The sequence below is a fragment of the Candidatus Palauibacter sp. genome, from assembly GCF_965237495.1.
Lineage (GTDB): Bacteria > Gemmatimonadota > Gemmatimonadetes > Palauibacterales > Palauibacteraceae > Palauibacter.
The window spans coordinates 155,096-168,538 of record NZ_OZ250143.1; the positions used below are offsets into that span (position 1 = coordinate 155,096).

Genomic DNA, 13,443 nt, shown 5'->3' on the forward strand with positions numbered 1-13,443 from the left:
CGACGGGCCATCGACTGGCCATCGGAGGCCCAACCGACATGAGGAGTGAATCCGCGCGATGCTGAGGTGCCTGAGGTTGACCACGGCCGGCGAGTCCCACGGGCCGGCGGTCGTCGCCGTGCTGGAGGGGATCCCCGCCGGCCTGCCGCTCGATGCGGCCGACGTGGCGGGCGAGCTGGCTCGCCGCCAGGGCGGACACGGTCGCGGCGGCCGCATGCGGATCGAAAAGGACGCGGGCGAGATCTTCGCAGGCGTGCGGCTCGGGGAGACGCTGGGGTCTCCGATCGCGATCCGCATCCCCAACCGCGACTTCAGGAACTGGCGCGAGGCGATGGCGATCGCCGCGCCGGAGGTCGAGGATGTCGAGGTCCTCCGGCGCGTGTACCTGCCGCGCCCGGGACACGCGGACCTCGCGGGCATGCTCAAGTACGACCGGGAGGACGCGCGCGACATCCTGGAGCGGGCCAGCGCGCGCGAGACCGCGGCCCGGGTCGCCGCGGGGGCGGTGGCGAAACGGCTGCTCGGCGAATTCGGCGTCCGCGTCGAGAGCCACGTCGTGCGGATCGGCCCCGTGGCGGCGCCGGCCGGGGAGATGCTGCCGGACGATCTGACCGCGGCGGCCGACGACTCGCCCGTGCGGTGCATCGACCGCAGTGCGGCCGCCGCGATGGTCGAGGCGATCGACGCCGCGCGGCGTGACGGCGACTCGCTGGGCGGCGTGTTCGAGGTGGTCGCGCGCGGGGTGCCCGTCGGCCTCGGGAGCCACGTCACCTGGGAAACCCGGCTGGGCGGCCGGATCGGCGGAGCCCTCATGTCGATCCACGCCATGAAGGGCGTCGAGATCGGCATGGGGTTCGAGGCCGCGCGGACCCGGGGCTCCGACGTCCACGACGAGATCGAGCGGGACGCGGAACGCCGCGGGAGCGGCGGTTACCGTCGGCGTCGGAACAACGCGGGTGGGCTCGAAGGCGGGATGACGACCGGGGGGACGATCGTGGCGCGCGTCGCCATGAAGCCCCTCAGCTCGCTGCGGCGCCCGCTCGACAGCGTGGACACGCGCACGGGGGAACCCGCGAAGGCCATCCGCGAGCGGAGCGATGTGTGCGCCGTGCCCGCGGCCGGCGTGGTCGGCGAGGCGATGATGGCGCTCGTGCTGGCGGACGCGTGGATCGAGAAGTTCGCCGGCGACAGCCTCTCCGACATGCGGCGCAACGTAGAGAGCTACCTTGCCCGCCTTGGCGACAGCGGCCTCACCGACGCCGGTCGGGATACCGGAAGGGGAACCGGATAGGCGTGGAGGGCGTACCCCGACGGATCTGGCTCGTGGGGCTCTCGGGGGCGGGCAAGAGCACGGTAGGGCCGATCCTCGCGCGATGTCTGGGGTACACTTTCGTCGACCTCGACCGACTCATCGAGGACTTGGCGGGGGAAACGATCCCCTGCGTGTTCCGTACGGGCGGGGAAGCCGAGTTCCGGCGCCTGGAGACGCGAGCCGCGGCGCGTGCGGCGCGCGAGATGGAGGTGGTCGTGGCGACCGGCGCCGGCTGGATGGCGCGATGCGACATCGACCGGTCGTCCGGTGGACGGGTCCGCGTCTGGTTGCGCGTCCGACCCGAGACCGCGATCCATCGCCTTGCGGGAGACGGCACGGAAGCTCGTCCTCTGCTGGCGGGCCCGGACCCGGGGGGTGCCCTCGCCACCCTGCTGGCGAAGCGCGAAACCGCCTATGCGGAGGCGGAGTTGACGCTGGATACCGATGGGCGGGAACCGGAGGAAGTCGTGGAGTTCGTCCTCGAGCGTTTGCGCGGGCTCGCCGCCCGCTCGGACGCCGGGGACACGGAAGAAGGACGGTAGAAGAAAGACAGTGTCGGAGACGATGACCAAGACCATGTCGGATTCGAGGCACCTCGCGTGAACCTCGTGATCGTGGAGTCGCCCGCGAAGGCGCGCACCCTGAGGTCCTATCTCGGCGACGGGTTCAGCGTGGAGGCATCGGTCGGGCACGTTCGGGATCTCCCCAAGAGCGGACTCGGCGTCGATGTCGAACGGGGATTCGAGCCCGAATACGTGACGATCGAGGGAAAGGGCTCCGTGCTGAAGAAGCTCGGGGCCGCCGCGCGGAAGGCGGACTCGATCCTCCTCGCCACCGACCCCGACCGAGAGGGCGAGGCGATCGCCCATCACATCGTCGAAGCGCTGAGCGGCGGCAATCGCAAGCTCCGCGAGCGCTTCCGGCGCATCACGTTCAACGAGATCACGAAGTCCGCCGTGCACGCGGCGATCGACAAGCCGGGAGAGATCGATCTGCCGCGGGTCGAGGCCCAGCAGGCCCGGCGGATTCTGGATCGCCTCGTCGGGTACAAGCTCTCCCCCCTCCTCTGGAAGAAGATCAGGAGAGGCCTCTCCGCCGGTCGCGTGCAGTCCGTCGCGGTCCGGCTGCTCGTCGAGCGCGAACGTGAGCGTCGCGCTTTCCGTAGCGGAAGCTGGTGGAGCCTCCGTGCCCACCTCGGGGTCGACGGACGCGCCTTCACCGCGGATCTGGCGACGCTGGAGGGCGTGGCGATCGCGGCCGGACGCGACTTCGACGAACGGACAGGTCGGCTCAAGCCCGGCCGCAAGGTCGTCCTCCTCGATCGGGAGCGGGCGGAGGCGCTGCGCGCCTCGCTGGCCGACGCGGTCTTCACCGTCGCGAAGCTCCAGGAGAAGCGGTCCACGCGCAGCCCGTACCCTCCCTTCACGACGGCCACCCTGCAGCAGGAGGCCAACCGCAAGCTGAACCTTGGGGCCCGGGAGACGATGCGGATCGCGCAGGCCCTCTACGAGGCCGGACGGATCACCTACATGAGGACCGACTCCGTGACGCTGTCCGAAGCCGCGATCTCGGCGATTCGGACGCGCGTGGAAGCGAAGTACGGAGCGGAATACCTGAGCCCACGGCCCCGGCGCTACAGGACGAAGTCCCGCTCCGCCCAGGAGGCGCACGAGGCGATTCGTCCCGCCGGGGTGGAGATGCCGACGGCGGCCGAACTCGGGCTCCGCGGCGGACAGAAGGCCCTCTACGATCTGATCTGGAGGCGCGCGACCGCGGCCCAGATGTCGGATGCCCGTCTGAGGCACCTGTCCGTGCACATCGAGGCGGGGGACGCCCGTTTTCGCGCTTCGGGCAAGGTGATCGAGTTCCCCGGCTTCTTCCGGGCCTACGTCGAGGGCTCCGATGACCCGGAAGCGGCGCTCGAGAACCAGGAAGTCGTGCTCCCGGACATGCGCGAGGGCGAGGAACTCGCGTGCCGCAAGCTGGAGAGCCGCAGTCACGAGACGAAGCCGCCAACCCGCTACACGGACGCGGCGCTCGTGAAGGAACTGGAGGCGGACGGGATCGGCCGTCCCTCGACCTACGCGTCGATCATCTCGACGGTCCTCGATCGGGGGTACGCGGTCCGCCATAACAAGCAACTCATCCCCACCTTCATCGCCTTTGCCGTGACGGCCCTGCTGGAGGATCACTTCCCCAACCTCGTCGACGCGGGCTTCACTTCCGAGATGGAGGACGCGCTAGACGAGATCGCCCGCGGGAATGTGGACTGGCGAGCGTATCTGGAGGATTTCTACAGCGGGCGGGACGGTCTCGAGGCGCGACTGCTCGAGCGCGAAGAGGCGATTGATCCCCGCGAGGCCTCGACGGTCCGCCTCGGGGATCTGACTCCCCGCGTGCGGATCGGCCGCTACGGGCCGTTCCTGGAGCTGGAGCGCGACGGCGGACGGCTGACCGCGTCGATCCCCGACGGCATCGCCCCCGCCGATCTGGGCGACGAAGAGGCGCTCGAACTCCTCGAGAAAAGCGCCGAAGGACCCGACCGGCTCGGAGAAGACCCCGAGTCGGGCGAGACGATCTATCTCATGGAGGGCCGCTACGGCCCCTACGTGCAGCGCGGCGAGCCGGCCCGGGGAGCCGCAAAGCCGAAGCGGGCCTCTCTTCCCGGACACGTCCGCCCGGAGGAGGTCACGCTGGCGACGGCGCTCAAGCTGCTCGCCATGCCGGCCCCGCTCGGGACGCATCCCGAGAGCGGCGAACCGGTGAAGGTCGGCATCGGCCGCTACGGCCCGTACGTCGTGCATCAGTCCGACTTCCGCTCGCTCGAGGACGGCGACGACCCGCTCGACATCACCTTCGACCGGGCCATGGAGCTGCTCTCCGCCCCGAAGACGCGGGGACGCCGCGCCTCGGCCAAACCGATGCGGACGGTCGGCGATCACCCCGAGGACAAGCAGCCGATCGCGATCTACAAGGGCCGGTACGGCCCCTACGTGAAGCACGGCCAGATGAACGCCTCGCTTCCCAAGGGCGTCGAGCCCGACGACGTGACGGTGCCCCTGGCGCTGGATCTGCTCCGCAAGCGCCGGGATCGGGACGCGGCGAAGAAGGCGGGGGCGGGGAGCGGCGGCGCCCGAAGGAAAGCGTCCGGAAAATGACTCCGACCGCCGCGCCCGCCGACCCGCGGGCGCGAGCCCGCGACGAATGGCTCGAGGACTTCCTGCGATATGCGAGCGCCGAGCGCCGCCTGTCCGTCCACACCGTCGCCGCCTACCGCCGCGATCTGGCGCAGTTCGACGCCTTCCTGTGCGCGTACGAGGGCACGAACGACTGGGGCTGGGCGGACGTGCACCGCGTGTCCATTCGCTCCTTCCTGGGAGACCTCCAGCTGCGGGGCCTCAAGCGGTCCTCGATCGGCCGCAAGCTCGCGGCGGTGCGCGCCTTCTACGCCTTCCTCCAGCGCACGGACCGGATGACGGCGAGCCCGGCCCGCCTGGTCCGGACCCCGCGGCGCGAGCGGACGCTGCCCTCCTTCCTGAGCGAGGAACAGGCACGAGACCTGCTCGACTCCACCGGCGAGGCGGCCCGCCGGGACGGATCGGTCCTGGCCCTGCGCCGCTGGGCGCTCCTCGAACTCCTCTACTCGTGCGGGTTGCGGCTCGCGGAGGCGCACGCGCTGAACGTGATCGATGTGGACCGCGGGATCGGACAGCTCAGGGCACGGGGCAAGGGGGGCAAGCAGCGCGTGGTCCCGCTCGGGCGCCCTGCCGCAGAGGCCATCGAGCTCTACCTCGCGGCTCGCCCGACCGGGGAGTCCGACGCCGTCTTCCACTCGCTCCGCGGCACCCGGCTCTCGCGGCGGCAGATTCAGCGCGACATCACCGCCCAGCTCGCCGGCGTCGCCGACGGCGACCGGCTCACGACGCACTCGCTCCGCCACTCGTTCGCGACGCACCTCCTCGACCGCGGCGCGGATCTGGTCTCGGTGAAGGAGATGCTGGGGCACGCCAGCCTGAGTACGACCCGCATCTACACGCACACATCCGTGGACCGCCTCAAACGCGTACACTCCCGGGCCCATCCTCGCGGAGGAGGCGAAGGATAATGATGGAAGGGATCCACGTGCCGTCGGGGCGTATGCGAGCGACGACGATCTTGTGCGTCCGCGTCGGAGAGGACGTCGCCATGGCGGGCGACGGCCAGGTGACGATGGGCGACACCGTGATCAAGGCGAAGGCGACCAAGCTCCGCACGATGCGTGAGGGCCGAATCCTCGCGGGTTTCGCGGGCGGCGTCGCCGACGCCCTCACGCTGTTCGAGAAGTTCGAGGCGCAGCTCGAGCGCCACCCGCGCAACCTCACCCGCGCGGCGGTCGAGCTGGCCAAGGAATGGCGGAGCGATCGCTATCTTCGGCGCCTCGAGGCGCTGCTCGCGGTCGCGGACCGGGAGACCAGCCTGCTCATCGCCGGAACGGGAGAGGTCATCGAACCCGACGACGGGATCCTCGCCCTCGGCTCCGGCGGTCCGTACGCGCTCGCCGCCGCACGCGCCCTGGCCCTCCGTACCGACCTCCCGGCCGCGGAGGTGGCGCGGCAGGCGCTCGAGGTCGCGGCCGGGATCTGCGTCTACACGAACGACGAAATCACGGTCCTCGAGCTGCCGGCGCACGAGGGACACGAGAACAGATAGAGCGAACAGAGATAGAGAGAACAGAGAGATGACGACGAGCGACGGCCATCCGGTGGCGAAGCGCCCCGACATCAGCCCCGCCCGGGCATCCCGCGAGGCCGGGATCGCCGAGGCCCTCACCCCGCGCCAGATCGTCGAGGAACTCGACCAGTACATCATCGCGCAGGACGAGGCCAAGAAGGCCGTGGCGATCGCCCTCCGCAACCGCTGGCGGCGACAGAACGTCGACGAGGGCATGCGCGAGGAGATCCTCCCGAACAACATCATCCTCATCGGACCGACGGGCGTCGGGAAGACGGAGATCGCGCGGCGGCTCTCGAGGCTCGCGGGCGCGCCCTTCATCAAGGTCGAGGCGTCGAAGTTCACCGAGGTGGGCTACGTGGGCCGCGATGTCGAGTCGATCATCCGGGATCTCGTCGAAATCGCGATCAACGTGGTGCGCGAAGAAGAGGAGGCCCGGCACGCGGAGACGGCCGAACAGCGGGTCGAGAATCGCCTGCTCGACCTGCTCCTGCCCCCCGTGGCCGAGAAGGAGCCCGAGGGGGAAGAGGGACGGCGGTTCGTCGTGTCGCTCTCGGGCCAGGCCTCCGAGACGTCCCCCGCCGGACCCTCCGACGAACGCAAGCGTCGCACCCGCGAGAAGCTCCGGGCGCTCCTGCGCGACGGAGCGCTCGACGAGCGAGAGGTCGAGGTCGAGGTCAGTGAGAACCCGATCCCGATGCTCGACGTCGGCGGAGGCATGGACGGTCTCGACTTCAACGTCGGAGAGGCGCTCAAGGGGATGCTCCCGAAGCGGATCCGGCGCCGCCGGGTGACCGTCGCGGAGGCCCGCCGGATCCTCCGTTCCGAGGAACTCGCGAACCTGGTCGACATGGAGGAAGTCACGGAGAAGGCCCTGCGGCGGACCGAGAGCATGGGGATCGTCTTCCTCGACGAGATCGACAAGGTGGCCGGGAAGCGCGGCGGCGCCGGACCCGATGTCTCGCGTGAGGGTGTGCAGCGCGATCTGCTCCCGATCGTCGAGGGATCGACCGTCCAGACCCGTCACGGGATGGTGCGCACGGACCACATCCTGTTCATCGCGGCGGGCGCGTTCCACGTCTCGAAGCCGTCGGACCTCATCCCGGAACTCCAGGGGCGGTTTCCGATCCGGGTGGAACTCGAGAGCCTGGACGCCGACGCGTTCGCGCGCATCCTGCAGGAGCCCCGCTACGCGCTGCTGAGCCAGTACCAGGCGCTCGTCGAGACCGAGTCCGCCCGCCTCGAGTTCGATGACGAGGCGATCCGGGAGATCGCCCGCATCGCGAGCCACGTGAACGAGCGCACCGAGGACATCGGCGCCCGTCGCCTTCATACCGTGCTCAGCACGCTGCTCGAGAAGATCCTGTTCGATCTCCCGGAATCGGGAGTGAACGAGACGATCACCGTCGATGCCGCTTTCGTCCGGGACCGTCTGTCGCGGATCGCGGACGACGAAGACCTGAGACGCTACATCCTCTAGCACGGGCCCGGCCCGCCGACACGGACTCCCCATGGATCCCAACGGACACTTCCTCTCGATCGCGGACTGGTCTCCGGAGCGGCTGCGCGAGGCGCTCGACCTCGCCGACCGCCTGAAGGCGGACCCGAACGCCTGCGGCCGCCCGCTCGACGGGAAGACGCTCGCGATGATCTTCACCAAGAGTTCGACGCGCACCCGGGTGTCGTTCCAGGTCGGGACGCACCAGCTGGGAGGGCAGGCGCTCTTCCTCTCGTCGCGCGACATCCAGATCGGGCGCGGCGAACCGATCGCGGACACGGCCCGCGTCCTCTCCCGCTACGTGCACGGGATCATGATCCGGACCTTCGCGCAGGTGGATGTCGAAGGGCTCGCGCGGCACGGGTCGATTCCCGTGATCAACGGCCTCACGGACCTGCTGCACCCCTGCCAGATCATGGCCGATCTCCAGACGGTGCGGGCCGAGTTCGGATCCGGGCTGTCGCGCCTCGTCGTCGCCTGGATCGGGGACGGGAACAACGTCGCGAACTCGTGGCTCAACGCCGCGGCGAAGCTCGGGTTCCGGGTACGGCTGGCCTGTCCCGAAGGCTACGATCCCGACCCGGCGGTATTCGCCGCGGCAGAGGCTGCAGGCGCGGTGGAGTTGTTCCGCGCACCGGCGGAGGCCACCGAAGGCGCCCATGTGGTCACGACGGATGTGTGGGCCTCTATGGGGCAGGAGGAGGAGGCCGCGGAGCGCGCCCGTGCCTTCGAGGGCTATTGCGTCGACGCGGGGATCATGGCGCGAGCCGCCGATGGTGCGATCTTCCTGCACTGCCTCCCCGCGCACCGGGGCGAAGAGGTCGCGGCCCAGGTCATCGACGGTCCGGCGTCGCGCGTCTGGGATGAGGCGGAGAACCGGCTTCACGCACAGAAGGCCATCCTCACCCTGCTCATGGGATCGACCTCGTGAAGGATCTGAAGGAAACTCCGCTCCTGGAGGAGCACGTCCGCCTCGGCGGCAAGATCGTCCCCTTCGCCGGCTACGCGATGCCGGTCCAGTATCCCACCGGCATCCGGGCCGAGCACCAGGCGGTGCGCGAGACGGCGGGCCTGTTCGACGTCTCCCACATGGGGGAGTTCCGGGTCCGCGGCGAGGATGCGCTCGCCTTCGTCTCCCATGCGACGACGAACAATCCCTCGCTGCTGGGGCCGGGAGACGCCCAGTACAGTGCCATGTGTCACGAGACCGGCGGCGTGATCGACGATCTCATCGTCTACTGCATGGGCGAAGGGGACTACCGGCTGGTCGTGAACGCGGCGAACCTGGCCAAGGACTGGGCGCATCTCTCCGGACTCGCGGAGGCGTTCGCCGTCGAGCTGACGGACGAGAGCGATGAGATCGCGCTCCTCGCCCTCCAGGGTCCCCGAGCCGAGGTGCTGCTCGCGAGCCTGACGGACGCGCCGCTCGCGGAGATCGGGTACTACCGGTTCGCCGAGGGAGATGTCGCCGGCGCCCCGTGCCTCATCAGCCGCACCGGATATACCGGCGAGGTCGGTTTCGAGCTGTACCTGCCCGGCGAGCACGCCGTTCGGATCTGGCGTACGCTCCTCAAGGCCGGAGCGGTCCCGGCGGGCCTCGGCGCCCGGGATTCGCTCCGCCTCGAGATGGGCTACGCGCTGTACGGAAACGATATCGACGATGAGACCACGGCCCTGGAGGCCGGGCTCGGATGGCTCGTGAAGCACGCCAAGGGCGACTTCATGGGTGGGGAGGCGCTCGCCGCCCAGCGCGCCGCCGGGCTCACGCGGAGGCTGCGCTTCCTGCGGCTCCTCGAGCGCGGCTTCCCCCGCCCGGGGTACGACGTGCGCTTCGGCGGCGAGCCGGCCGGCAAGGTCCGGAGCGGTACCGTGAGCCCGACGCTCGGTCACGGGATCGCGACGGCGTATCTCCCGGCCGCCGCGAAGTTCGGGGACCCGGTCGAGATCCTGGTCCGCGGGAAGGCGATCGCGGCCGAAGTGGTGCGGCCGCCCTTCTACAGGCGGGGATCGCTGCACCGCATCGCGCCGCGTATCGCCGTCGTGACCGTGTCGGACGGGGTGTACGCCGGGGAGCGCGAGGACGGGTCGGGCGAGCGGATCCGGAAATGGGTCCGGGGCCGCGCGTACACGCTCGCGGGCGTGGATGTCGTGCCCGACGAGAGCGCGGCGATCGCGTCGCGGCTCCTGCACTGGTGCGACGAGCTGGGGGTCGACTGCGTCCTGACGACGGGCGGGACCGGGCTGGCGGCACGCGACGTGACCCCCGAGGCCACGCGGACCATCCTCGAGCGCGAGGCGCCGGGTATCGCCGAACTGCTGCGCCGCAAGGGCGCGGAGTCCACCCCGTACGCCGCGCTCGGCCGCGGGCTGGCGGGGATCCGCGGCGAGACGCTCGTCGTCAACCTGCCCGGCAGCCCGGGCGGCGTCGCCGATGGACTCGCCGCGCTCGAACCCCTGATCGACCATGCGGTCGATCTGCTGCGCGGCGATACCGCGCACGCCCCGCCGCCACCTCCGAGGCCCGCCCCCCGGCCTGGCGGCTGATGGCGCGCGTCTTCGTCGACGGCCGCGCGCTCGAGGAAGCCCTCGCCGTCCGGGCGGCGATCGAAGCGGACGGACACGAAGTCGAGCTTGTCGAGTCCGTCCGCGAGATCGAAGGACGGATCGGCGGCGCGGCCGACGTGGCGCTCGTGCTCACCTGCGTCCCCGACGAGCCCCGAGCGGCCGCCATGCGCGGCCTGTTCGAAGCCGAGATCCCGCGTCCCCCCGTCCTCGGGCTGACGGAGGAGACGAACCCCGATGCCCGGCACCGCCACGCGCAGTCCTTCGACCTCGACGAGGCGCTCGCGCTCCCCGTCGATCCGGACGAGATCCGCGTGGTCCTCCACTCGCAACTCCACCGCTACGACCTCCAGCGGCGGACCGGCATCATGGGCCGGACGGACGCGGTGCGGGAGATGCTCGAGCGGGTCCACATGATCGCTCCCGTCATGAGCACTGTCCTCATCACCGGCGAGAGCGGGGCGGGGAAGGAACTCGTGGCGCGCGCCTTCCACCGGCTCTCCCCGCAGCGCGGGCGGGCGTTCATCGCGGTGAACTGCGCCGCCCTGCCCGACTCGCTCCTGGAGTCGGAGCTGTTCGGGCACGAGAAGGGGGCGTTCACCGGGGCCACCTCGCTGCGGCGGGGGATGTTCGAACTCGCCGACGGCGGGACGCTGTTGCTCGACGAGATCGCCGAGATGCCGCTCCCCACCCAGACGCGACTCCTGAGGATCCTCGAGAGCCGCCGTTTCATGCGGGTCGGCGGCGACCACGAGATCCGGGTGGACGTACGCGTCGTCGCCGCCACGAACCGGGACATCCGGCAGGCGGTCGAGGCCGGAGAGTTCCGGCGTGACCTCTACTACCGCCTCAACGTCCTCAGCGTCCACGTCCCGCCGCTCCGCGAGCGCCGCAAGGACATCCCGGTCCTCATACGCCGCTTCATCGAGGAGTTCAGCCGCCAGCACGACCGCGAGTTCCGCGGACTCGCCCCCGAGGCGCTCCGGATCCTCCTCGACTACGACTGGCCCGGCAACGTCCGCGAACTCCGCAACCTGATCGAGTCGATGGTCGTCCTCGCCCCCGGCGCGGTCATCCGCCCCGAGGACATCCCCCCGGAGATCCGCTCCGGCGGCGTCAGTCTCCTGCCCGCGCCCCGGCTCGACCCGGCGGCCGTCGAGGTCGGTGGCGGCCACATCCCGAGTTCTCCGCAACTCGAGTTCGTCTTCCGCACCCTCGTCGACCTCAAGGTCGATATCGAAGACCTGAAGCGGGAATTCGAGGCCTACAAGACGGGCGTTCGCCAGCTCCCGTCCGGCGCCGACCGGCCCAGGGCGGGGGAGGCCGTCGAGATCGACATCACCGACGCGGTTGAGAGGGCGGTAGAGAGAGCGGCCGCCGACAAGCTCCCTTCGCCCGACCCCGACCCGTCCGTCACGATCACCGTCGAGCCCGGGATGACGATGGCCGACATCGAGCGGGAAGCGATCCTCGCGATGCTGGAGAAGACCGCCGGCAACCGCCGCGAGGCCGCCGAGGCGCTCCGGATCGGCGAGCGGACGATCTACCGCAGACTCAAGAAGTACGGCATCGACTTCTAGAGCAGCGGGGCTCTTGCCACGGGCTGCCAACCCGCTTCCGCGCGCGCCTTCAGCCCCCCCGCGACTGAATTGAAGCCACGGCGCGCCATCCCCCCGAAGAACAGCACGACCAGCGGTGTGAGGAGGCCGCTGAACGCGTCGGTCGTCCGGTAGCGGCAGCGCGTCTCGCCCGCGGCTTCCAGAAGTTGTTCCCGTCGGGCGAAGAGCAGGAGGCGGTGGCCCATCGTCGTCGTCCAGACCAGCCGGTGCGGCGGATCGACGACTTCGATCCGCTCGACCTGTCTCAGCGGTACCGGCCCGATCATGGCGTACAGATCGACGCGGGAACCGATCCCGAAGTCCGTGGCGACCCGGGGCGTGAAGGGATTCCACTCACCGTAGCGTTCGACATCCATGAGGATGTCCCACGCCCTTTGGACCGGCGCGTCGATTTCCACGGTATCCGAACTCAGCAGGTGCTCGAACACGGGGATCCCTCGCTATGCCTCGGTGATGCCTCGTTAGCCGGACGCGTCAGCCGCGCCGCGCGGCGCATGTCTCGCCAGCAGCGCCTGACTCGCCCGCCACAGTCTCGCGCCGGCCGCCTCGTCCATGGCCAGCGGGGACGGCGTCTTCTCCCGCATCAGGTGCAGGTAGACGCCGCTGCGCCGGCCCATCTCCTCCGCGCAGCACGCATGGGTGACCGGCGCCGCGGCTCTCGCGGGCGTCGCGAAGAACAGCCGTATGACCGGGGTGAGCAGCGGCTTCAGAAACCACGGCGCTTCCCGCGCCAGGTCGGAGTTGACCGCACCCGGGCAGAGCGAATGCACCGCGGCCCGGATCTCGCCGTCCGCGTTCAGCCTGCGCGACAGTTCCTGCGCATAGGTGCACAGGTGGAGCTTGCTCGACGCGTAGTGCTTCAGGCCGTCTCTCGGACCGTAATCCGTGAAGGCCCCGAAATCGTTGAAGTCGATGGGGCCGGCGGACCGATGCGTTTCGGACGCGATGAACACGATCCGGGGCGTTTCCCCGGGACGGGCGGAGGGCCGGACCGTGCCGTCGGCCAGGAGCCGGTCGATCAGGACCCGATTGGCCAGGAAGTGCACGGCGAACATCAGTTCGTACCCCTGCGCCGACCTTCGCGCCCCCAACGGCATCAGGCCGGCGTTCAGGACCAGGATGTCCACCCGGGCCCGGTCGCGCTCGAGCCTGTCGCAGAGCGCGTGCACGGACTCCAGATCGGCGAGATCCACCTTCAGCATCTCCACCGCGTCGGATCCGGACAGGCGCCTGACGTCGTCGCCGGCCTCCGGATGCCCGCTGCGGCAGGCCATGACGACGCGCCCGCCCCGCTTCGCGAGGTCGACCGCCACCGCCTTCCCGAGCCCCCGGTTGGCTCCGGTGATCAGGCACACCTTTCCGTCGATGCGGGCGCGCTCCGGCACGGGGCTCAGCGCCCGCCGCGAGAACCGATCCGCGATCGCGCGGGATACCGCGCTGCCGATCCCGTTGTATTTCGCCGTCCGCATATCTCACCAACCCCCGTCACGCGCCGCGCCGGCAGCAGGAGGTGCAGCCCGAAGACGCCGGCGAACACGACCCGGGGCGCGAAGAAGCCCATCAGCAGATCGCTCAAGACACGTGCTTCGTGCTTCTGGCGATGAATCGGATCGCCGCCCGGCGGGGCAGGAGGCGTCCCATGAACTGGGCCGAGATCCGGTTGATCAGTCCCGGTACCAGGCGCGGTCCCCTGCCGAGCCCATCGAGCGTTCGGCGCGCCGCTTCATCCGGGGACAGCATGC

General features: G+C 70.3%; 12 protein-coding genes. 9 read left to right on the forward strand and 3 right to left on the reverse strand.

The features are described 5' to 3' along the window. The first annotated feature begins 58 nt into the window (after positions 1-58). The 9 genes from aroC to ACPXY0_RS00735 are packed head-to-tail and all read left to right on the forward strand — an operon-like array spanning position 59 to position 11,662. The gene (gene aroC, locus ACPXY0_RS00695) at positions 59-1,291 is read left to right on the forward strand and encodes a chorismate synthase (protein ID WP_423927514.1); all 1,233 of its coding nucleotides are present in this window, start codon (positions 59-61) and stop codon (positions 1,289-1,291) included. A 2-nt stretch (positions 1,292-1,293) separates the two neighbouring features. Next, the gene (locus ACPXY0_RS00700) at positions 1,294-1,854 is read left to right on the forward strand and encodes a shikimate kinase (RefSeq protein WP_423927516.1); all 561 of its coding nucleotides are present in this window, start codon (positions 1,294-1,296) and stop codon (positions 1,852-1,854) included. 57 nt (positions 1,855-1,911) lie between these two features. Then, positions 1,912-4,470: a type I DNA topoisomerase gene (topA, locus tag ACPXY0_RS00705; RefSeq protein WP_423927518.1), complete on the forward strand. Its 2,559-nt coding sequence runs from the start codon at positions 1,912-1,914 to the stop codon at positions 4,468-4,470. After that, the gene (locus ACPXY0_RS00710) at positions 4,467-5,417 is read left to right on the forward strand and encodes a tyrosine recombinase XerC (protein ID WP_423927520.1); all 951 of its coding nucleotides are present in this window, start codon (positions 4,467-4,469) and stop codon (positions 5,415-5,417) included. The genes topA and ACPXY0_RS00710 overlap by 4 nt, the downstream gene beginning before the upstream one ends. Before the next feature lie 32 nt (positions 5,418-5,449). Further along, positions 5,450-6,001: an ATP-dependent protease subunit HslV gene (gene hslV, locus ACPXY0_RS00715; RefSeq protein ID WP_423930754.1), complete on the forward strand. Its 552-nt coding sequence runs from the start codon at positions 5,450-5,452 to the stop codon at positions 5,999-6,001. A 28-nt stretch (positions 6,002-6,029) separates the two neighbouring features. Continuing rightward, positions 6,030-7,502 carry an ATP-dependent protease ATPase subunit HslU gene (gene hslU, locus ACPXY0_RS00720; protein WP_423927522.1) on the forward strand — a complete coding sequence of 491 codons (1,473 nt, stop codon included), beginning with the start codon at positions 6,030-6,032 and terminating at the stop codon, positions 7,500-7,502. 31 nt (positions 7,503-7,533) lie between these two features. After that, positions 7,534-8,451 (forward strand): ornithine carbamoyltransferase, encoded by a 918-nt coding sequence (gene argF / locus ACPXY0_RS00725; RefSeq protein ID WP_423927524.1) that lies wholly within the window; start codon positions 7,534-7,536, stop codon positions 8,449-8,451. Continuing rightward, complete coding sequence (gene gcvT, locus ACPXY0_RS00730) at positions 8,448-10,064, forward strand: glycine cleavage system aminomethyltransferase GcvT (RefSeq protein WP_423927526.1); 1,617 nt, start codon at positions 8,448-8,450, stop codon at positions 10,062-10,064. The genes argF and gcvT overlap by 4 nt, the downstream gene beginning before the upstream one ends. Continuing rightward, the gene (locus tag ACPXY0_RS00735) at positions 10,064-11,662 is read left to right on the forward strand and encodes a sigma-54 interaction domain-containing protein (RefSeq protein ID WP_423927528.1); all 1,599 of its coding nucleotides are present in this window, start codon (positions 10,064-10,066) and stop codon (positions 11,660-11,662) included. The genes gcvT and ACPXY0_RS00735 overlap by 1 nt, the downstream gene beginning before the upstream one ends. Here the strand turns inward: ACPXY0_RS00735 and ACPXY0_RS00740 are convergent. The 3 genes from ACPXY0_RS00740 to ACPXY0_RS00750 all read right to left on the reverse strand — a co-directional run bounded on the left by ACPXY0_RS00740 (position 11,659) and on the right by ACPXY0_RS00750 (position 13,441). Then, positions 11,659-12,129, reverse strand: coding sequence for an SRPBCC domain-containing protein (locus ACPXY0_RS00740; protein WP_423927530.1), 471 nt, complete (start codon positions 12,127-12,129; stop codon positions 11,659-11,661). The two genes, ACPXY0_RS00735 and ACPXY0_RS00740, sit on opposite strands and share 4 nt — an antisense overlap. Positions 12,130-12,162: 33 nt before the next feature. Then, positions 12,163-13,170, reverse strand: coding sequence for an SDR family NAD(P)-dependent oxidoreductase (locus ACPXY0_RS00745; RefSeq protein ID WP_423927532.1), 1,008 nt, complete (start codon positions 13,168-13,170; stop codon positions 12,163-12,165). 103 nt (positions 13,171-13,273) lie between these two features. Further along, complete coding sequence (locus ACPXY0_RS00750) at positions 13,274-13,441, reverse strand: hypothetical protein (RefSeq protein WP_423927534.1); 168 nt, start codon at positions 13,439-13,441, stop codon at positions 13,274-13,276. Between the last annotated feature and the right edge of the window lie 2 nt (positions 13,442-13,443).

Bases quoted from the DNA above. Each gene is read 5' to 3' on its own strand.
- ACPXY0_RS00710 (WP_423927520.1), top strand. From the start codon at position 4,467: ATGACTCCGACCGCCGCGCCCGCCGACCCGCGGGCGCGAGCCCGCGAC.
- ACPXY0_RS00745 (WP_423927532.1), bottom strand. From the start codon at position 13,170: ATGCGGACGGCGAAATACAACGGGATCGGCAGCGCGGTATCCCGCGCG.
- aroC (WP_423927514.1), top strand. From the start codon at position 59: ATGCTGAGGTGCCTGAGGTTGACCACGGCCGGCGAGTCCCACGGGCCG.
- ACPXY0_RS00735 (WP_423927528.1), top strand. From the start codon at position 10,064: ATGGCGCGCGTCTTCGTCGACGGCCGCGCGCTCGAGGAAGCCCTCGCC.
- hslU (WP_423927522.1), top strand. From the start codon at position 6,030: ATGACGACGAGCGACGGCCATCCGGTGGCGAAGCGCCCCGACATCAGC.
- hslV (WP_423930754.1), top strand. From the start codon at position 5,450: ATGCGAGCGACGACGATCTTGTGCGTCCGCGTCGGAGAGGACGTCGCC.
- argF (WP_423927524.1), top strand. From the start codon at position 7,534: ATGGATCCCAACGGACACTTCCTCTCGATCGCGGACTGGTCTCCGGAG.
- ACPXY0_RS00750 (WP_423927534.1), bottom strand. From the start codon at position 13,441: ATGCTGTCCCCGGATGAAGCGGCGCGCCGAACGCTCGATGGGCTCGGC.